The following is an 18,616-nucleotide window of genomic DNA, read 5'->3' on the forward strand; positions in this document are numbered from 1 at the left end:
GAGCAACTAAGGCATGGATTTACGGTTCGATTCCACTCAAGGCGAGGTGGCTGAACGGGCACGGTATCGTCCTCATTATTTTGAAACTCTTGAAAGTTCGCATCATTCTGTATATTTTGATAGCAAAGCCATCATTTCTATTGAGGTGATATCAATGCCGGCGGTCACCATTCGAAATCTTTCTGACGAAACACATCGTGCTCTGCGCCTGCGAGCGGCTCATCATGGCCGAAGCACCGAGGCCGAGATCCGCGACATTATTGAGGCCGCTGTTCGTCCCCCTGAACGTGTTAAGCTCGGCTCTTTACTAGCGGCTATCGGTCGCGACGCTGAGCTTTCCGACAGCGACGTTGAAGCCCTGCAGAAAAGTCGCGATAAGACGCCTGCTGAACCGATGACCTTCGAATGATCTTGCTGGACACCAACGTTATATCCGAGCCGTGGAAACCGGTTCCCGATGAGGCAGTGGTCACTTGGTTGGACGCCCAAGCAATCGAAACGCTGTTCATTTCCGCAATAACGATTGCCGAGCTTCGCTTCGGGATCGCAGCTGTGCCCTCGGGGAAACGGCAAACTATCCTCCGCGACCGCCTTGAGGGCGAAGTACTGCCTCACTTTTCCGAGCGCATCCTGCCCTTCAATCTTGCGACTTCGCAGTTTTACTCGGAACTGATGGCACGCGCTCGAGTATCTGGAAAAGCGATCGGCACGACTGATGGCTATATTGCCGCCACAGCAGCAGCAAATCGTCTGGCAATCGCAACCCGCGACACAAGCCCGTTCGAGGCGGCTGGGTTGCAAGTGATTAATCCCTGGTCCCGATAATGGCGGTGTAGATCTAGGTGTCCTAGGTTCGATACCCTTCAAGAGCATTACCATTGGCGGCCTTAAACCGAGTACCGTTGCATTGCACCCTGACGTCGCCCAATGGCGGCCGGAACTCTGCCATTGGCTTCTTCGTTTCGTTCGAGCGCCGAAAAGCTCGGAGGAAGTCGATTGCCGATCATTGCCACTGCGGCCTGGTCCATTCCAAAAAAGGTGGCCGGCCGGTTTGCACAGGAGGGAAGTGGGTTGAGTCGATACGCTTCGGTTTTCGATGGCGTCGAGATCAATTCCACCTTTTACCGTCATCATAAAACATCAACTTTCGCGCGCTGGGCCGAAACCGTTCCCGAGAACTTCCAGTTTGCGGTAAAGATCCCCAAAGAGATTACCCACACTCGAGCGATGAAAGGCATCGCCCAGCCGTTCCAAACATTTATCGAGGAAATCGCGCCCCTTGGGAAAAAGCGCGGTCCGCTGCTCTGCCAGCTACCACCGTCGCTCGCGTTCGATGCCGATGTGTTCAAGACGACGTTTAAGGCGATACGGAACGCCGATGAGGGACCGATTGTCCTTGAGGTAAGGCATAAGAGCTGGGTATCGGCCGAGGCATTGGATCTGATCCAAAGTTTTGCGATAGACCGGGTGCTCGCCGATCCTGCGCCGGTGTGGCCGGCGGAGAATTTCGACACGGCGCCGCGATACGTTCGTCTGCACGGCAAACCAAAAATCTACTACTCGAGCTACACAGATGAGGAGATCGGATCGTCCTCGAAACTTTTGGCGCCGGACGGCTGGTGCGTGTTCGACAATACCGCTTCCGGAGCCGCAATCGAAAACGCGCTGGCGATGCAAGTTTTGCAATCTGCGCTGCCGCCGCAGAATATTCAGATGCTATGACCTGCGGTCGAAGCTAAAGTGTTCAAACCTTTGCGCATCACAATTGCAAATTGGGCGGCCGGATCGACGGTTCCTATCCGTTCAAGAGCTTGTAATTCACAACGTCAGCTCTCGTCTCAAGGCGTTCCGGGGATCGGCATCTTCTTGACCCTGAGCTTCTGACCTTGAGCCTGAAGCCAGGCAAGCGCGACCTTGTGTCGCCGAAACGCCACGCGCCTTCGCGATATCGTCGCTCTTGACACTTGCCGCAATCCCGCCGAAACGAGGGACGGGGGTTTCGATCACGACCTAGTTCCCGCCCCTCTCTTGTTTGGCAAAGACGCCGATCGCCGCTGCAATCACCCCCGATGCCGCCGCGATTGCCATCGCCCAGCGCGGGCTTTCGTGGTCGGCCACCCAGCCAACGATGGGTGCTCCGATCGGCGTGCCACCGAGCGCGATGCCGACGCGCAGCGCCATTACCCGCCCGCGCATCGTAGCCTCGGTCGAAAGCTGCATCAGGCTGTTGGTGGCGTTGGTGAAGGAGAGTGCCGCAACGCCGATGACGACAAGCGCTGCCGCGAACAACCAGTAGCCGGGCGCGAGCGCCGCCAGCGCGCAGCCGAGGCCGAACACCGTGGCGCTGACGATCAGATTGCGGAATTCGATGCGCTCGCGGCCGGCATTCAGGAATGCGCCCGTGATCGTCCCGACCGCCATGATAGACGACAGCAGCCCGTAGCCGGCAGCATCGGCATGGAAGATGCGCACGCCCATCGTCGAGACGAAGATCGGAAAGTTCAGGCCGAAAGTGCCGATGAAGAACAGCATGAACAGGATGGCGACGAGATCGGGGCGCCCGCGGACATAGCGCAAGCCCTCTATAAAGCGACCCTTGCCGCGCGGCGCCCGGCTGTTCGGCCGCAACTCTGACTGCCGCAACAGTGTCAGAGAAATCAGGACGGCCAGGAAGGATGCGCCATTGGCGAGAAAGCCCCATCCGGTTCCGACAGTGGCGATCGCGACGCCCGACACGGCCGGGCCGATCATCCGCGCGAGATTGAACGACATGGAGTTCAGCGCAACCGCATTCGGCAGATCGTCGTCGCCGACCAGCTCCGCAACGAAGGTCTGGCGGACCGGTGCGTCGAGCGCCGCGGCGCTGCCAAACACGAAGGCGAAGACATAGACGTGCCAGAGCTGCACGAGGCCCGTGACGGTGAGAATGCCGAGCGCAAGCGCAAGCGCGCCCATCGTCGCCTGCGTCGCCATCAGGAGCTTGCGCTGGTTCAGACTGTCGGCGGCGAGACCGGACCAGGGAAGCAGCAGGAACTGCGGCGCAAACTGCAGAGCCATGACGATGCCGACAGCCGAGCCGTTATGTCGCGTCAATTCAGCAAAAACGAGCCAGTCCTGTGCGGTTCGCTGGACCCAGGTGCCGATATTCGACACGAGCGCCCCCGCCGCCCAGAGCCGGTAATTGTAGTGGCGGAGCGATCGGAAGATCCGCAGCGCCTGTCGCGTCATTGCCGTTCCGGCGCGTTGCCGCTATGGAACCGACCGAAGTGACGCGCGCAAAACAGGGCCATGGCGAAAGCCCCGAGGCCTGCGGATACGACATCCGTGGCACCATGCCAATTCACGCTGCCGAAGCGAATGAGAAGCAGATAGGTGAGCACGAGATTGGCGAAACCCCAGAGCACATTGACGGTCGATGATGACAAGCCTTCGCCGGGCGGCTTGGCGAAGGGCGATTGGAAGGGTTGGCCGAGAACGCCGCTGACGAGATGCGGAATTGCATTCATCAGAAAGGCACCGCCGGCAAGCAGCGAGAGAGTATGGAGGAGGTTCATCCTAGGCGTTCCGCTTTGCGAGTTCGCTTATGATCTCTTCCGCGGTGGCGGTTTCGCCGAGCCGGGGAAAGACGTTCTTGATGCTGTAGGCATGGGCCTCGGGCCGTGTGTCGGTCATCGCGTCGATCGCGAGTGCGACATTGTACCCGGCCTCAAAGGCTTGCCGCGCGGTTGCCTCGACCCCGGTTCCGGTCGCGACACCGACGACCACCACCTGCGTGACGCCGAGGGACTTGAGACGGACCTCGAGGTCGGTCGTCGCAAAGGCACCCCAGCTGTATTTCGTCACGACGATATCGCCCGGCTGCTGGTCGAGTTCGGGGATGAAATCCGTAAAGCCGTCCGGCAGCGGTCCGCTGTGGCGCCTGGGCTGCTCCGTGCGCCCCGGCGCGGTGCCCGCGGCATTGACGAGGATGACGGGCAGATCGTGCTGCCGAAAAGCGCGGATAAGCGCTGCGGCACGGTCGATGACGGGGGCGATCGGCTCTATCAGGGCTGCACTCATGACCCCTTTCTGGAGGTCGACGACGATCAGCGCGGTTTGTGGATCCAGTGCGGTTAGGGCCATGGGGCATCCTGGGGTGCGGGGAGGGAAAGCCGGTCTAATCCTGCTCGACCAGCCGCTGCAGCAGGCCAATGGCGGCCAGCACCTGGCCTTGCTCTTCAGGCGAAAGCCTGGCTTCGATGGTGCGGCTGAGCCAGTCCTGGCGGGCGGCGCGGCCTTCCTGGATCAGGCGGCGGCATCGGTCCGTCAGCGAGAGGATGGTTTGCCGGCCATCCGAGGGATCGGGCATTCCCGAGACGAGCCCCATCGCATCCAGCGCCGAGAGCAGCGTGCCCATCGATTGTGGCCGCATGCCCTCGGCGCGCGCCAGCGCCGAGGTGGTCATCGGGCCTTCCTTCTCAAGCCGGACGAGCGCCGACGCCTGGCTTTGCGTCAGGTCTTCGGCGTGACCCTGCTCGCGCAGCTTGCGCTTCAGCTTGCTTGCGAAGCCTCTGAGCTCTTCGGCGACGGTGGAGGCGAGGGGTGATTTGGTGGCGTTTTCGATCATGCAGTATCGCTACCATAAACGAAGTTAAACTGTAAAGATTAGCTTCAGATATTGTGATCGGCGGCTTGCAGCCGCCCGCCCGATAAAGCTGGCACCGTCCTGAATCTCGGGGTCGTGATATCGCCGCACCTTGCTTAAGGACACGACGTTCTGAATTACACAGAGCAACCAAAGTACGTGTCGCCGGTTTCGATTTCGGTCAAGAGCTTTAGGCCGCCACCAGACGCTCGGCAAAGCTTGGGTTAAGCAAGAGCATTGCCGTTGCTTTGTGCCCACTACGAGGTGCGATGCTTCCCGGGCCAAGCCATAAGCGCAAGGTCTATCAGCCGTTTCAAGAGGGCGTTGCAGGCGCCGTCGCAAGCTTGTGCGGACATACCCTGGATGATCGCACCATAGAAGCGCGCGAGCGTATCGGTATCCGTTCCCGTCGGCAGTTCGCCTTCCTCGACGGCTCGATTGAAACGGGCCTTGAGGGTCTGCATCGACGCCTCACGCAACGCTGCCGTCATCCGGGCGACGGACGCATTTTCTTCGGCATGCTGCAGAACGGCCGTCGAAACGATGCAGCCTGGCGGTTTGTCGGGCTGGGTGTCGCCGTCGGCGATATCGTAGAGGTAGAGGCGGAGTGCTTCGAAGATCGGAAGATCGGATTGAAGCATGTCTGATCGACGGCTGTTTTCGCGGGCAATGCTGAAGTCGAGCGCCTGACGGTACAATTCTTCCTTTGAGCCGAACATCGAATAGAGCGTCGGCGGATTGATCCCCATCGCCTTCGTGAGATCGGCGGTCGATGTTCCCTCGTAGCCACGTTCCCAGAACAGCCGTGCCGCGATGTCGAGCCCGAAGTCGCGATCGAGCACGCGGGGTCTGCCTCGTTTGCCGACTGGTTTCTCCATTAAAATAGCGATTCCTATTAAATTCTTGACAGATGCATTTCGTCTCTTATTGTAGGGATCACTATTTATTTTGGCAACGGAGTGATCAATGTCCAAACGTCTCACTGACAAAATAGCTCTCATCACCGGAAGCTCGCGCGGTATCGGCCGGGCGGCTGCCCTTGCTTTTGCGAGGGAGGGTGCCGCGCTGATTGGCGTGCACTACACCGCCAATGCGGATGCGGCCAATGCCACGGTGCGCGACATTGAAGCGCTCGGCGTCAGGGCCGTCGGCGTGAAGGCCGATCTCAGACAGGGCAAGGACGCGGCCGACAGCCTGTGGGCGCAGTTCAGCGACGCTGCACGTGCTGAGACGGGGTCGTCCGCTCTCGACATTCTGGTGAACAATGCCGGTATCGCGCCCGCACTGCCGTTGAAGCAGACGAGCGAGGCCGCTTTCGACGAGGTGATGACGATTAACTACAAGGCGCCGTTCTTCCTGATCCAGGCCGTGGCCGACCACATTCGCGAGAACGGCCGGATCATCAATATTTCGACCGGGTTTACACGGATCGCGGCACCGACGCATCCGGCCTACGCAGCCTCCAAGGGCGCGCTGGAGACATTGACACTTGCGCTGGCGCCTGAATTTGCGGCTCGCGGGATTACAGTCAATGCCGTGCTGCCGGGTGTGACGGAGACGGATATGAATGCTGAGTGGCTGTCGTCGCCGGATGCGCGCGCCGGCGCCGAAGCCCTCTCAGTCTTCTCACGTGTCGGCCGGGCCGATGACGTCGCCGACGTCATCGCCTTCCTCGCATCGAACGATGCGCGTTGGACGACGGGGCAGATGATCGATGCGACGGGTGGTGCCCGGATCTGATCGAGCCAGAGGCTCCGCTATGTTCGCAGCCGTCTAATCTCGAAGCACAGGGCATATCTCCTGGGCAGGTGCCGGTCGAAGTTGCATTTCGGGCAGCAGATGGGACCGCGCTCATTGAGCGCGGTCCCGGTTTCATCCACCAGTAGCCTATGCGCCAAGTGGCTTGATTATTCCGTTGTTTTCCACATCAGCTAACGATGAGCGAGATCAGCTCGTATTTTACTGAGATTCTCTGGAGATCTCGGCGATATCAGAATGCGACAATTAGCGGATCGCTTGCAGGAGGCGAAATTGGATCTTTTCACGTCGATGCGCTATTTCGTTCGCGTCTACGACACGCGCTCGTTCAGCGCTGCGGCAAAAACATTCGGGATTGGCCAATCGACAGTATCCAAGGCGATCGCCCATCTCGAGAAGGACCTTGGCGTATCACTGTTCCTCCGTTCGACCAGGCAACTCACGCCGACGGAGCCAGGCCGGATTTTCTACGAGCATGCCGTCAAAGTCGTTGAGGATGCCGACGCGGCGGTATCATCCGTCGGAACCAAATCGCAAAATTTCTCAGGTCCAATCCGCATCAGCGGCACACACACCTTCATGTGTCAATATATCATCCCGAAGCTGCCGCTGTTTCTCGACGCGCACCCGGGTGTCGAGATTTCGCTTCATCTTGATGATCGAAATATCGGCCTGATCCAACAGGGCATTGATGTTGCACTTCGGATGGGGCACCTCGACGACTCTGGTCTCGTCGCCAAACGGATCGGTCGCTGCAGGCGCATCGTAGTCGGTAGTGCGTCCTATCTTGCCGATCATCCGGAACCGAAAACGCCTGAAGACCTAGTAGATCACTCGACCATCGTCTTCGCGCAGGGCGAAGGAGGCGACCGCTTTACATTCAAGGGACCACACGGGAGCAAAACGGTAACCGTGAGGCCCAGGTTGCGCGTTAATGCCACGGAAGGGGTTCGGTCTGCCGTTCTGGCGGGTATAGGGCTTTCCGTAGCCACCGAGTGGATGTTCGAATTGGAGTTGGCAAGCGGCGCCGTGGAGGAGGTCCTCAACAAGTGGACCCTGCCGGATCTTGATTTATGGGCGGTCATTCCTGCCGGACGACGCTCAAGCGCGAAGGTCCGAGCGCTGGTTGAGTTCATTGAAACGCAGATCAATGCGACACAATTCGGCATCGCCCGAATTCCATAGTGGAATAATTTCTATTCGCCTTGTCCGCCTAATAGTCGGATCGGGAATAGCATACCTCATACGTACGCCGTGATTGAAACGGCTAACGTATAGGGAGTAAAACCATTGGCAGTCAAAATCTATGGTGACCTGGGTTCCGGCAGCCTGCGCCGTGTCCTCGCTGCAGCAAAGATCATGGGCGTCGATATCGATCGCGTTAATGTCGACCTCTTCAAGGGTGAAAGCCATACGCCCGAATTCCTGAAGCTCAACCCACACGGGCTAACGCCGGTTCTGCAGGAAGGCGAGACCATCATCTGGGAAGCGTCAGCGATCAACATCTACCTGGCCGACAAGGCCAGTTCTCCACTTCTGGGAAAGACGTCGGCGGAGCGCTATCAAGTCCTGCAATGGATGTTCTGGTCGGGCGAGCAGTGGCGCATTTTTTCGACGCTGCTGTTCGATCAGCGTGTAGCCGGCCGCGCGATGGGAAAACCCGAGGACGTATCGATCGTCAATCTGACACTCAAGAACATCCGCGCTGCGGCGCAGGTTCTCGACGCTCACCTCGCAGGCCGGCAGTTTATCGTCGGCGACGGACTCACACTGGCTGATATCGATATTGCTGCGCCATTCTCGCAGGTACACCGGACCAAGGCCCCCTTTGCTGAGTTCCCGAACCTCCGGGCTTGGCAACAGCGCCTTCTGGATACAGTTCCCGCATGGGCGGAAACCAAGCGCAATCTCGATGACCGCATGGATGAGTTTCTGACCAGCATTGGCATCAAGTTCTGAATCAGAAGTGGGGGCGCGGCGCTTAATGTGTCGCTTGATAGTTAATCGGGGTCTTCCTCACTTTGTGTGGTCAACAAATCGTTGGCGATGACGTTAGTATGAGCTTGCATGCAAACGAAATCGAAATGGTCGACCGGCCCCCGGGCATTAAAGTGCAGAGCGTCGTATCCAGCGACAAAGGCGATTGGGTTGTATCTGCGTGCGTACTATTATCAGGCATATATCCGGATTGCCGACATCAGAGCAGAAGTCAGCCCGGCTGGTCGTAGCGAAGTCTTCAGGACTTGCCGATCCAAGGCAATGAGGTAACGGCAAGGCTTCAATTGGGGCGCCGGCGTTGCACATATTGGCAATGCCGGCGTCAAACCTTCACGGACCGGGTCCCGGCGATTGCAACCCCTTACGCCCGCAGGACAACGAGGGTCGCCGAGATTGTCGGCCTGCTTGGCAATAGTACTGGCGGGTGGCCCGGAGAGCGGTTGATGGAGCGGCTGGGGATGTCATCTTGGCCGATTTTGCCCTTGTACTTCGCTGTGATATCGACGCCGTCTGTAACGCAAGCGACCTGTCCTAGAGCAACGGTCAGGCAGAAGGCCAGATCAACCGTTTGAAGACGATAAAGCGCGCATTGTAGGGCAGAGCAGGCCCGGAGCTTCTCAGAGCGCGGATGTTGCCCATGAAATTGGCTGAGCTCCCCTATCCTCGGACAGCCCGCATTTTCCATGATGCTACTCGCTAGGTTTTGAGGCTCTTGGAGCGGGAGTAAGGCGCCTGGCCGAATATAACATAAACTGCTAATGCGACCCCAAGCATCAAAGCTGTAAAGGCGAATATCAACCGGTAGATACTCTCCGGCGGCAGCCCGGCATTCGCAATGGCCCCGAAGACAGAGGAGGACGCTGACACTCCGAGAAAGACGAGAGTGTTGAGTGCGCCCAGACCGACGCCGCGCAAACCTAAAGGCAAAAATGCCTGAGCCTCTGTCATCACGATCGGATGAATGTTTCCGATGGCGTAGAGGACCGCCAATCCCGCGCAGGCGGTTGCGAGCCCGTAGCCTGGAGAGGCGCTCAGAACGAGCCCGCATGTAACTCCGGCAATTAGAGCTGCCATCACGACCGTACGGCCGGTAAATCTCGTAAGGATAGCGGGCAGTACGAAAGACGTCGTTATCCCGAACACGCTGATTGCGGTGAGCGCCGCCCCTACGTTTGTGCCAGTTCCGAATAGTTCGGTGAGATAGGGGCTGGCCCAAGCGTTGCGAAATGTACCGCCCAGCGAAAGGGAAAAACAAATCGGCAGAAGGTAGAGCAGAGACGCCAGCTTCCATCGCCTACCGTCTTTTTCGTTTGCCAGTTCAGCCCGTGCCTTGGCACGCAGAACGAAACCGATCGCCAGCGCGCTAACGAACATCAATAGAGCCGCCGACCAGCATGCCGACCTCCATCCGAACCGTTCAGTGAACCACGACAAAGGCGACGCTGAGAGAAGCGCTCCTACCGACCCTATGGAACTCACGATCGTGGCAAGGCGCCCAGCGCGTTCCGAAGGCTCCGACACGCCGAGGAAATAGAGCACACCCATAAAGATCGGCGCGCACCCGACACCGATCAGAACCTGACCGAGTACCGACCACCAGAAGGTCATTGAACTTGCAACCATCGCTGAGCCGGCCGCTCCCGCGGTCATCATCAAGCACATTGGCCAGCGAACACCCCAACGGTCGAATGTCAGCCCGACGGGGATCTGCAGGAGAGAGAAGGACGCAAAAAAGGCCGAGGCGAGGTAGCCGAACTCTGCCGGATCAAGCTTGAGCTCTTGAGAAAGCTGGGGGCCGACGATTCCGAAATAACTGCGAAAATACATGCTTGCCATGAAAGCGGCGCACAGGCTCGGAAGGGTTGCTCGCATCTCCTATTCTCCCACGTGAAAGCGGATATCACGCCTGGCCTCGAACCCTTTCGGATGTAAATGCACAACTGCTGCCAGATGGCGCTTCGACAGGGGATTGGGCACATGAGCGCCGCCGCCTCGGACGCTCACGCCTTGATATGTCTTTCATGCGTGAAAGGGCTCTGGTGGATGAAAAGCGAGCTCCTCGTCTCGACAGTCGCCGGACGCATCGATCATCGATGCGTCCGAGTTGCTCCAACCACAAAGTCTTCCTCGTCATCCCGCTGACGACCACCGAGGGCTGCGGCTGCGGAAGCGATAAATGCGCCGACCAGCAGCGACAGCGAGCCTATAAGAGCGGTTGTTGCCGCAGTCTTTCTGGCTTTGTCGGCCGCCTCTTTCGCTGCTGTCTTTGCATCGTCGATCTGCTTAAGAACCAAATCGACGCGGTTGCGGGCATCCGGTTCGGAAAGACCGGTACGCGTGGAAACGACGGTCGCAACATACGACTTGTCTGCGTCCGAAATCTGTCCCGTAGCCGCGCCTTGCAGAAGAATGGCGGTGATCTCCCTTGCCGCCGCCGCTCGATCGTCAGATTGCACGCGGTCCGCCGTCCTTGCGGGCCTGAGCAGCGCATCGGTGAAATAGGCCATGGAGTCCTGATTGCCTGCCGAGCCTGCAGAGGCGGCGGTACTCGTAGCTGCCTGCGCCACCTGCGCTGTAGCATTGATCGTTGTCCCCGTCAGAGCGGTCAAGGAAGAGGCGAGAAATCCCGCCACGAATACGGTCGCCAGCGCCCAACTCAGAAAGCCATGCGTCGTGTCGCGAAAAAAGACCTCGTCGGAGTGGACTTCAACCCATTTGGTGCGCAGCCGGCCGGTCAGATAGCCGCCGATGGCTGACGACAGCCATTGAACGACGACCAGCCAGATAGCGGCAGTGACGCCAATGGTGGCCGCCGAGCTGCTTTGGCCGGACCAGGGCGATACCATCGTCAGGCCGACACCGGACCCGAGCAGCAGAAGAATAAGGGCGGTGCCGGTCGCCGCAAGGGCGCCGCCTATGATTGGCCCCCAGACGATCGCGGGTTTAGAGGATTCGATAGGAGCGGCTCCAGCGGGAGCGTCTTCGATAGAGGACATGGAACCCTCCTACCGCGTGAAGAGAACGAGAAGAATTACGATCGGCAGCGGAATGCCGAGAAGCCAGAGCAGAATACCTCGACCCATTTTGAAATCCTCCAAGGATGAACTTACAGGATTGCAACCGCGCTTAAGAGATTTTGTTCCAGGATTGGTCGATGGGCCAGGCATTTGTCGCTGACTTCACGGGACATCAAGACCATGGCCAATACAGCAGATCGTAGATCACGAAAAAGCCTTAGATGGCATCGTCATCGCCGTCAGCGATATGTTAAGGCAAATTGCCGGCAATGCTCGAGATAAGCGCGTTCGTGGATAGACAGGAGATCGATCACACTCGACCAAAGCCATGATGGCGCGTCTGCGTGTTTTTTCCGCGCCTGGGTCAGCTCGGTCGCCCACGACCGCCAGATCTGCCTATCCATCTGTCGACCATGCGCGTGTCCCACGACGCCCCCAAGATAATGCGCTAACGCCTGGATCTCATCTCCGGCAAGACGGTTGACCTCGATTTTCATATCCTGTGGGGTAATTTCGCGAACGAACACGGTCGTTTCCATTACCTTGGACGCTAGCATCCGGTCCCCAAGATTAGGCGACAGTGCTTTGGCTCCTGTCAGGACTCGCTCGGCATGGTCCCGCGGCATTCTTGCGTCGGCAACCGACGGAGCGGCAGCGGCCACCGCCTCCTTGATGTCCAGCAACAAAACCGGTCCATGCTTCTCGTCTCGAACCAAAACCGCGCATCGCAGGTGGCCAAGGGAGCTGCAGCCTTTGATCCAGTAGGCAGCGTCGAGAACCTTTCGATCGCGAGTCGCCGACCGCTGAGATGAAGCTACCACCCTCTCTAATTCCTCGTCCTTGCAAAGTGCGATAACCGCGCTCCGCTCATCCCTGTGCAACGGCCAGAGCCGCTTGTTGCGAGGAAGGAGAGGACGTTTCGTTTGAAAGTTCTCCCTTGCGAGGTTTTTCCAGCGCCGTTGAAGGGAGCGCTTCACGAGTTTTTTAATGTCCTTGGGCGGCCGGAGGCGCGGAGTGCTTGCGGTATCTTCCACACCCGCGGTTTCATATCCGGCAACGAGAGCGTCCAGCATTCTCGCCGTTGTGACGCCGGGCAGGTCTGAACCTCGCGCGGCCGAGGCAAGCGAAAGGCCCAAGCGAATAAGATCATGCGCAGGATTGCCGATGACTGTCTGGTCAAAATCGCGGATCTGAACAGCAACTTCACCATCCCCGTCTGCCAAGGCACCGAGGTTGCCCAGATGGCAATCGCCGCAAATCCATATGGGCGGTCCGTTTGGGATAGATTCTGCACATCGGCCTAGCCACTCGTAAAATAGCTTGGTCGTGCCACGAATATAGGCTTCGGGCGAGTGCGCCATCTTGAGGTTTCGCCGGGCGCTTAGAAAAGAATCGCGATCCTTGCCATTCATCGGCTCATATCCCTGTTGCACAGCCCCAAAACAACGAAATCTATCAGAAACCTTCATATCAGATAGATCACTGGCGCCATTCGCCCCCCGATGTGAGTGCTGCCTCGCTCGATTCAAAGGCAAGGTTCGGCGCTCACGTCACGTCCTCACGCATCGCCGTTATCGCGAACGGCTCGTTGGCAACGAGAATGCCGGCTGACGTTCAGTCGAGAAATTCAACGACTACGCCTGGCTTAACCATCCCTGCGAGCTCTTCTACATCCCAATTTGTCAGGCGGACGCATCCATGAGAGCCGACCTTGCCGATGAGTTCTGGATCCGGCGTTCCGTGGATTCCGTAAGTCGGTTCTGTCAAATCAATCCAGACTGTACCGACGGGATTGTTCGGCCCGCTCGGCAGCTTTAATATCCTCTCGTTGTGACCCTGCTGAAAGTTGATCTTCGGATTATAGATGTATGTCGGCAAACGCGCGACACCTTTGACCTTGTGCGTTCCGGATGGAGAAGGTGATTCCTCGCTGCCGATCGTGGCCGGGTAGACTGCCAGCAAAGATCCGTCTTTTGCAAATGCGGATACCTGGCCCAACTTTCTATGCACTTCGATCCGTTTCACCGTGCCGCTCTTTGCGGCGCCAGGGATTGCAACCGAGATTGTTTCCCCGGGATTAAAGGAAGCGGTCGGATTGAGTGTCTTGAGCAGGGTGATGCTCATATGGAAACGTTCGGCTAATTTCTCGGCAATGCTGGTATAACCGAGATGCTGCATCTTTGCCTGTAAGGCATAGTCCTTGGGGATATTCGGAACGAGGCCCTTCCCGTCGTCTGCTGTTATTGAATAACTCTGAACAACTGGAATTTGGTCATCGAGCCGCCCAATCACGGCGGCATCGGGTTTTTCATCAGCAGGAAATCCTTGGAGAGCTTCAAACCCCGAAATCGCCTTATTGAGGTTCTCGCCGGGAAACCCGTCGATCGCACCCGGTGAAGCGCCGGCTCGATCAAGCAGAATCTGGAGCTTTACGAGCGCTGCGTCAGGATTCTTCGGCCTGACGCTCGGCGCTTCGATCTGTATGGGCGAAATGGAAGCGGTATTCACATCTTGTGCTGTTATCGCTGAGGCGACAGCCGGGTGCCATGATGTCAAAATGATCGAGATCGCAAGGTAACGGTAGTGCGCATTGGCCATAAACCGGGAAATAGCCATCCGTGCAAATTGTTCCATATGACCGGACGATTAAACGAATACATTCCTCTTCACCGCTCATAGGAGCGCAAAGAAATCATCTGAGGCTTCTTTCAACTAGATATTGAAGCGCTTCAACTGAGGGGCCAGATGAAATTCCCGCTCCCGGTGTATTCGTGGTACAAATCGGCTAGCGCTCTTGTCAGCTCGTATCCCATCGAATTAACTCATTTGCTCGCGGACCGTAATGACAGTGTCAGCGAAAGTGCGGGGCAGTTCTTGCGGAACGTTGTGACCGGCGTTGACAGCGCGATGTTCGTGAAAGCCGGCAAACATCTTTGAATGGTCCGAGGTCCCTCCGGGCCCGTTTCCGCTGATGATCTTCGGAGATTTTTCGGCGGAATCATCGGCCATGAGCGAGTCCTGCACATGCAGGCGGGAGCCCTCAGCCGCCAGCGCCTGCGGATTCATCTGCTGGCGATGAGAAAAAGATTGCGCCTTGGCATCATATGTCCATCCTTGTGCCATCGCTAGGCGCGAGGAATTGCTTGAAGCCGTTAAGCACGGAGCTTTTCCATGATTGGCAACAGCCAAAGCCCAGCGGTGCGACTGTCGTTTAGTGAAAACGCGCTAGCAAGGCGAGTGCTACTGCCTAATGCTGTCTGGTCGCGCCAAGACAAACTAGCGCATATCCGGCGCCGCCAATCTCAATCAGCAGGTCTGCTCTCATTTCCCCATCGGTGACGACCTTGATTTTGGTCCATTTGTCTATCTGGGTATCGAGCGGGAGAGGCAATCCTTCTCGCAGCAGGAGTGTAAGCTCAGGTTCTCTTTCCGACTTATAAATACAAATCCTCATCGCACGGAATCCCAGCTGCCCGACTTCCACTTCACTCGCAACTACCAGCCGTCCATGGAAGCATGCGAAGCCGGACCCCCGTCATCCTCGTGCGTCAGCGGACCCGTTACGATCTGGTCGGCAGACATGATCCCCGCAAGGCCATCTTGGACAGCTATGGATCGTCCGCCGGAGAGGGAAACCTCTTCTGACGAGAGCGTGGGTCTCTGATCCAGTCGACGATCTACGATATCACACTTCGTTAGAAAATGCCGAGCTGGGCATGAGAGTGGTTCAGTTCGAAGCGAAAAATCAATATCGGGATTTAGATGCACCCGCTGGTAGTGCTCGACAGTGAAAATACATGGAATGTAATATATTCCCGTGAATACATATATTATCCAGCTCTATTAATTACGGTGTTGCTTTGACATTTATTTTATAAATATTGAATATTAAAGATCGAAAACCAAAACAAAAAAGTTCTTTAACCATATTCATATACGAATCTCACTCTCGCCGAGTATCTTTTGAGAGGGGACGATGAATAGGGCCACACTTGCTGCAGTAATCATGTCGATAGCAGCCTCGACTGCAAACGCCCAGACGATTGGCGTCTCCATGTCCGATCTCGATAAATTCCGAACCGCGCTGCTCGACGGTATTGTCTTCCATGGAAAGACGATTTCCGGATTGAAGCTGGTCACCCAAACCGCCAAGGGCGACAATGAGCTGCAAAAGAAGCAAATTCAGCAGTTCATCGCCGACAAGGTCGACGCGATTATCGTTGCCGTTTCGGACGGCGACCTCGGTCCGCAAATGACAAAACTTGCCGACGACGCCCACATTCCCCTCGTCTATATCAACAATGTGCCTTCCAATCTGTCGGACCTGCCTGAAACCCAGACCGTTGTCGCGTCCGACGAAAAGGAATCTGGAACGCTACAGACGAAAGAAGTCTGCTCTCTCCTGAAGGGAAAGGGGCGCCTGGTGGTTCTGATGGGTGAATCCTTCCATGCGGCGGCGCGTGCCCGCACACAGGATATTGATAACGTCCTCGCTACATCCGCCTGTAAGGATCTGCAGATCGTCGAACGGCAGGCGGCCTATTGGTCACGTGACTATGCCGATCAGCAAATGCAGGAATGGCTGACAGCGGGTGTGAAGTTTGATGCCGTGATCGCCAACAACGACGAAATGGCGCTTGGCGCAATCCGTGCGATGAAGCGCAATGGCATGTCGATGAAAAATGTCGTTGTTGCCGGCATCGACGCAACCGACGATGCTTTGGCGGCAATGCAGGCCGGCGATCTGGCAGTCACTGTTCTTCAAAGTGCCTCGGGACAGGGAGCCGCGGCGGTCGATGCTGCCATCAAACTTGCCAGCGGACAGAAGGTGCCACGGGAGAACAACGTGCCTTTCGAACTGGTGACACCACGAAATATCGCCAACTATCTGCCGAAGACCCAGTGATCGAGGGAAATACGATGTTACGTTTTTGGAATAGACTTGGCATCCGAGGCCAGATTACCGCGGGGTTCCTGCCGCTAATCTTGCTTATGAGCTTTCTTTCGATCAACGCCCTTTCCGGTATGGATGGACTTTCCTCGATCTTCACGTCCTATCGCGGGACTGCGGGACAAAGCCTTGCCATTTCCCGCTACAGCGATGAACTTAGTGACATTCAAAAGGCAGTGGAGGCCTTTCGCTCGAGCCCGACGCAGGACGTGATCGATCGCTTTCATGCGGGCGTTAAGTCGTTTGCAGAGGACGATCCGCGCTTTGCCGGCAATGCCACGCTTCAGGCGGGAATGACCGCAATTCGTCAGGATGTCGGCGCCTACAGCGGAGCTTTTGAGCGGATCGTGACGCTGCAGACGAAGCGAGATTCCCTGATTTCCAAGGTCACGGAGTTTGGACCTTGGACGAGCATCGCGCTCAATGACGTGATGCGCAGCGCCTGGCGTCAGAACGACGTGGCATTGCTGCATGCGACGGCTGCAACGCTCGAAGCCTTAAACCGCAGCCTCTATTTCTCTGAGCGATTCATCCACTCGGGCGACCTTGCCGCCTACGATACGGCGCAGTCGGCCTTGAATGAAGCGATGGCGTTAAACGACGTGGCCGCGAAGGCGGCAAAGAATGAACTGCAGCACAAGCGTGTCATGGGCGCGGGACAGCTCATGCAGAACTATACAAGCCGCCTTGGCGATGTTCGGGATGTCCTGTTGGCGACCAACAAGATCCGCGACAACGAACTCAATGTTCTCGCGCCGAAGATCGCCAAGGGCTTCGAGGATTTGCAAGCGTCCGTCATGGACACGCAAAAGACGCTCGATGGATCGGTCGATGCGACCGTCGCTGCCGCGAGTCGCTCTACGCTTGCGATTAGCGGAGTTCTGATCGTCATCGGTCTAGTTCTTGCCTATTTTATCGGGCAGCTGATTTCTTCCAACGTGCGCAGCATGGCACGCCTGATGGAACGCTTAGCTCGCGGCGATGACACGATGACCATAAGCGGTACCGAACAACGTCACGAGCTCGGGGCGATGGCACGCTCGCTAAAAGTCTTCCAAGAGACTGGGCGAGCCAAGCTCATTGCCGAAGCCACGGCCGAACGGGCGCGCATCGCAGCCGAAGAAGAGCGGCTTCGCCAAGAGGCCGAGCGGCTTGCCGATGCACAGGTGATGGAGCACGCGTTCCAGCAGATTTCGCTCGGCCTGGATGCTCTGTCGAAGGGTGACCTGACCGCCAGGGTTGGCGAGGTTGATGTGCACTATGTCCGCATCCGGGATCACTTCAACAACTCAGTGTCCAGTTTGGAGGAAGCCGTCGATTCCGTTATCGGCGCTGTTGCCACCATCAAGTCCGGCCTGGCCGAGATATCGACGGCCTCCCATGATCTTGCACGTCGCACGGAACAACAAGCCGCCTCTCTCGAAGAGACTGTTGCAGCCTTGGGTGATGTAACGCGCGGTGTCAACGGAACTGCGGAGGGAGCAGGTCATGCTCAAAACGCAATGGTCACGGCGCGTGCCAACGCAGAAAGCGGGGGTGCGATTGTCGCCCGCGCGATCGCCGCAATGACGGAAATCCAAAGCTCGTCATCCAAGATCGGCAATATTATCGGCGTAATCGACGAGATCGCATTTCAGACCAACCTGCTGGCTCTGAATGCCGGCGTGGAGGCAGCTCGTGCCGGGGACGCAGGCAAAGGCTTTGCCGTCGTTGCTCAGGAAGTGCGCGAATTGGCTCAAAGATCAGCAAGTGCGGCTAGGGAGATCAAGTCCCTGATCTCGATGTCCACGGATCAGGTCAAGACAGGGGTGCAGCTCGTCGGTGAATCCGGTACGTCGCTTTCCCAGATTGTCGAGCAGGTCGGCGCCATGAGCTCGACGATTGCAGAGATCGCCGTCGCAGCACGTGAACAGGCAGCAAGCCTGAGAGAAGTTTCCGCTGCGGGTGACCAGATGGATAAGGTCACTCAACAGAACGCAGCCATGGTGGAGCAGACGACGGCAGCTGCGCAAAGCTTGACGCGGGAAACCGAAAATCTCGCGGACTTGGTGCATAGGTTCAAGACGCGTAACACTAAGGTTCCAGAGAACCGCCTTTACGCCATGGCATCGTGAGCGAGCAGAGGTGGAGTTCGTGACGATAGGCTGGGCCTTCGCCAGGAGGCCCAGCTCTTAAAATCGATGAATAAACCTCCACCTACGGTGGAGGACTGGGTGAGTTCTACACGGTAGTTGAGAGACCTCCTGCTTGAACCGCTGGCGTGGCCCA

General features: G+C 57.5%; 18 protein-coding genes and 1 pseudogene. 9 read left to right on the top strand and 10 right to left on the bottom strand.

What is annotated here, in order from left to right:
- Positions 1 to 154 precede the first annotated feature (154 nt).
- The 3 genes from AC13QE_RS26230 to AC13QE_RS26240 all read left to right on the top strand — a co-directional run bounded on the left by AC13QE_RS26230 (position 155) and on the right by AC13QE_RS26240 (position 1,722).
- Positions 155 to 409, top strand: coding sequence for a FitA-like ribbon-helix-helix domain-containing protein (locus AC13QE_RS26230; protein ID WP_037149590.1), 255 nt, complete (start codon positions 155 to 157; stop codon positions 407 to 409).
- On the top strand, positions 406 to 825 hold the full coding sequence (locus tag AC13QE_RS26235) for a PIN domain-containing protein (protein ID WP_488485904.1): 420 nt from the start codon (positions 406 to 408) through the stop codon (positions 823 to 825). Before AC13QE_RS26230 ends, AC13QE_RS26235 begins: the two co-directional genes overlap by 4 nt.
- A 171-nt stretch (positions 826 to 996) precedes the next feature.
- Positions 997 to 1,722, top strand: a complete 726-nt coding sequence (locus AC13QE_RS26240) for a DUF72 domain-containing protein (RefSeq protein ID WP_488485905.1) — start codon at positions 997 to 999, stop codon at positions 1,720 to 1,722.
- Between the two features lie 288 nt (positions 1,723 to 2,010).
- On the opposite strand, the gene AC13QE_RS26245 is transcribed toward AC13QE_RS26240, so the two are convergent.
- From AC13QE_RS26245 to AC13QE_RS26265, 5 genes are all read right to left on the bottom strand, one after another.
- Positions 2,011 to 3,228 carry an MFS transporter gene (locus tag AC13QE_RS26245; RefSeq protein WP_488485906.1) on the bottom strand — a complete coding sequence of 406 codons (1,218 nt, stop codon included), beginning with the start codon at positions 3,226 to 3,228 and terminating at the stop codon, positions 2,011 to 2,013.
- Positions 3,225 to 3,554, bottom strand: coding sequence for a hypothetical protein (locus AC13QE_RS26250; protein WP_488485907.1), 330 nt, complete (start codon positions 3,552 to 3,554; stop codon positions 3,225 to 3,227). The genes AC13QE_RS26245 and AC13QE_RS26250 overlap by 4 nt, the downstream gene beginning before the upstream one ends.
- A gap of 1 nt (position 3,555) precedes the next feature.
- Positions 3,556 to 4,122, bottom strand: coding sequence for an isochorismatase family protein (locus AC13QE_RS26255; protein ID WP_488485908.1), 567 nt, complete (start codon positions 4,120 to 4,122; stop codon positions 3,556 to 3,558).
- Positions 4,123 to 4,156: 34 nt separating this feature from the next.
- Entirely contained in the window at positions 4,157 to 4,606 is a 450-nt protein-coding gene (locus AC13QE_RS26260) for a MarR family winged helix-turn-helix transcriptional regulator (protein ID WP_488485909.1), read from the bottom strand.
- Between the two features lie 275 nt (positions 4,607 to 4,881).
- A complete protein-coding gene (locus tag AC13QE_RS26265) occupies positions 4,882 to 5,502 on the bottom strand; it encodes a TetR/AcrR family transcriptional regulator (RefSeq protein ID WP_488485910.1) in 621 nt (206 codons plus the stop codon).
- 88 nt (positions 5,503 to 5,590) lie between these two features.
- Between AC13QE_RS26265 and AC13QE_RS26270 the strand changes: the two genes are divergently transcribed.
- The 4 genes and pseudogenes from AC13QE_RS26270 to AC13QE_RS26285 all read left to right on the top strand — a co-directional run.
- Positions 5,591 to 6,364 carry an SDR family NAD(P)-dependent oxidoreductase gene (locus tag AC13QE_RS26270; protein WP_488485911.1) on the top strand — a complete coding sequence of 258 codons (774 nt, stop codon included), beginning with the start codon at positions 5,591 to 5,593 and terminating at the stop codon, positions 6,362 to 6,364.
- Between the two features lie 291 nt (positions 6,365 to 6,655).
- Positions 6,656 to 7,567, top strand: a complete 912-nt coding sequence (locus AC13QE_RS26275) for a LysR family transcriptional regulator (protein WP_488485912.1) — start codon at positions 6,656 to 6,658, stop codon at positions 7,565 to 7,567.
- A 105-nt stretch (positions 7,568 to 7,672) separates the two neighbouring features.
- Positions 7,673 to 8,341, top strand: a complete 669-nt coding sequence (locus AC13QE_RS26280; protein ID WP_488485913.1) for a glutathione S-transferase family protein — start codon at positions 7,673 to 7,675, stop codon at positions 8,339 to 8,341.
- Between the two features lie 108 nt (positions 8,342 to 8,449).
- A pseudogene (locus AC13QE_RS26285) lies at positions 8,450 to 8,841 on the top strand (ISL3 family transposase); the annotation flags it as partial.
- Between the two features lie 235 nt (positions 8,842 to 9,076).
- Here AC13QE_RS26285 and AC13QE_RS26290 read toward each other — a convergent pair.
- The 5 genes from AC13QE_RS26290 to AC13QE_RS26310 all read right to left on the bottom strand — a co-directional run bounded on the left by AC13QE_RS26290 (position 9,077) and on the right by AC13QE_RS26310 (position 14,520).
- Positions 9,077 to 10,252, bottom strand: coding sequence for an MFS transporter (locus tag AC13QE_RS26290; protein ID WP_488485914.1), 1,176 nt, complete (start codon positions 10,250 to 10,252; stop codon positions 9,077 to 9,079).
- Between the two features lie 215 nt (positions 10,253 to 10,467).
- Complete coding sequence (locus tag AC13QE_RS26295; RefSeq protein ID WP_488485915.1) at positions 10,468 to 11,376, bottom strand: hypothetical protein; 909 nt, start codon at positions 11,374 to 11,376, stop codon at positions 10,468 to 10,470.
- 260 nt (positions 11,377 to 11,636) lie between these two features.
- Entirely contained in the window at positions 11,637 to 12,809 is a 1,173-nt protein-coding gene (locus AC13QE_RS26300; protein ID WP_488485916.1) for a DUF2252 family protein, read from the bottom strand.
- 202 nt (positions 12,810 to 13,011) lie between these two features.
- Positions 13,012 to 13,995: a L,D-transpeptidase gene (locus tag AC13QE_RS26305; RefSeq protein ID WP_488486012.1), complete on the bottom strand. Its 984-nt coding sequence runs from the start codon at positions 13,993 to 13,995 to the stop codon at positions 13,012 to 13,014.
- Positions 13,996 to 14,214: 219 nt separating this feature from the next.
- Positions 14,215 to 14,520, bottom strand: a complete 306-nt coding sequence (locus tag AC13QE_RS26310; RefSeq protein ID WP_488485917.1) for a hypothetical protein — start codon at positions 14,518 to 14,520, stop codon at positions 14,215 to 14,217.
- An 853-nt stretch (positions 14,521 to 15,373) separates the two neighbouring features.
- On the opposite strand from AC13QE_RS26310, the gene AC13QE_RS26315 reads away from it, so the two are divergent.
- Both AC13QE_RS26315 and AC13QE_RS26320 read left to right on the top strand, forming a co-directional pair.
- A complete protein-coding gene (locus AC13QE_RS26315; protein WP_488485918.1) occupies positions 15,374 to 16,303 on the top strand; it encodes a substrate-binding domain-containing protein in 930 nt (309 codons plus the stop codon).
- A 14-nt stretch (positions 16,304 to 16,317) separates the two neighbouring features.
- Positions 16,318 to 18,462: a methyl-accepting chemotaxis protein gene (locus tag AC13QE_RS26320; RefSeq protein ID WP_488485919.1), complete on the top strand. Its 2,145-nt coding sequence runs from the start codon at positions 16,318 to 16,320 to the stop codon at positions 18,460 to 18,462.
- Positions 18,463 to 18,616: the final 154 nt, after the last annotated feature.

Source organism: Martinezella sp. CNPSo 3957, from assembly GCF_057784395.1.

Excerpts from the sequence above, each read along its gene's own strand:
- AC13QE_RS26230 (WP_037149590.1), top strand. The coding sequence starts at position 155 with ATGCCGGCGGTCACCATTCGAAATCTTTCTGACGAAACACATCGTGCT.
- AC13QE_RS26235 (WP_488485904.1), top strand. The coding sequence starts at position 406 with ATGATCTTGCTGGACACCAACGTTATATCCGAGCCGTGGAAACCGGTT.
- AC13QE_RS26245 (WP_488485906.1), bottom strand. The coding sequence starts at position 3,228 with ATGACGCGACAGGCGCTGCGGATCTTCCGATCGCTCCGCCACTACAAT.
- AC13QE_RS26250 (WP_488485907.1), bottom strand. The coding sequence starts at position 3,554 with ATGAACCTCCTCCATACTCTCTCGCTGCTTGCCGGCGGTGCCTTTCTG.
- AC13QE_RS26255 (WP_488485908.1), bottom strand. The coding sequence starts at position 4,122 with ATGGCCCTAACCGCACTGGATCCACAAACCGCGCTGATCGTCGTCGAC.
- AC13QE_RS26260 (WP_488485909.1), bottom strand. The coding sequence starts at position 4,606 with ATGATCGAAAACGCCACCAAATCACCCCTCGCCTCCACCGTCGCCGAA.
- AC13QE_RS26265 (WP_488485910.1), bottom strand. The coding sequence starts at position 5,502 with ATGGAGAAACCAGTCGGCAAACGAGGCAGACCCCGCGTGCTCGATCGC.
- AC13QE_RS26270 (WP_488485911.1), top strand. The coding sequence starts at position 5,591 with ATGTCCAAACGTCTCACTGACAAAATAGCTCTCATCACCGGAAGCTCG.
- AC13QE_RS26290 (WP_488485914.1), bottom strand. The coding sequence starts at position 10,252 with ATGCGAGCAACCCTTCCGAGCCTGTGCGCCGCTTTCATGGCAAGCATG.
- AC13QE_RS26295 (WP_488485915.1), bottom strand. The coding sequence starts at position 11,376 with ATGTCCTCTATCGAAGACGCTCCCGCTGGAGCCGCTCCTATCGAATCC.
- AC13QE_RS26300 (WP_488485916.1), bottom strand. The coding sequence starts at position 12,809 with ATGAATGGCAAGGATCGCGATTCTTTTCTAAGCGCCCGGCGAAACCTC.
- AC13QE_RS26305 (WP_488486012.1), bottom strand. The coding sequence starts at position 13,995 with ATGGCCAATGCGCACTACCGTTACCTTGCGATCTCGATCATTTTGACA.
- AC13QE_RS26310 (WP_488485917.1), bottom strand. The coding sequence starts at position 14,520 with ATGGCACAAGGATGGACATATGATGCCAAGGCGCAATCTTTTTCTCAT.
- AC13QE_RS26315 (WP_488485918.1), top strand. The coding sequence starts at position 15,374 with ATGAATAGGGCCACACTTGCTGCAGTAATCATGTCGATAGCAGCCTCG.
- AC13QE_RS26320 (WP_488485919.1), top strand. The coding sequence starts at position 16,318 with ATGTTACGTTTTTGGAATAGACTTGGCATCCGAGGCCAGATTACCGCG.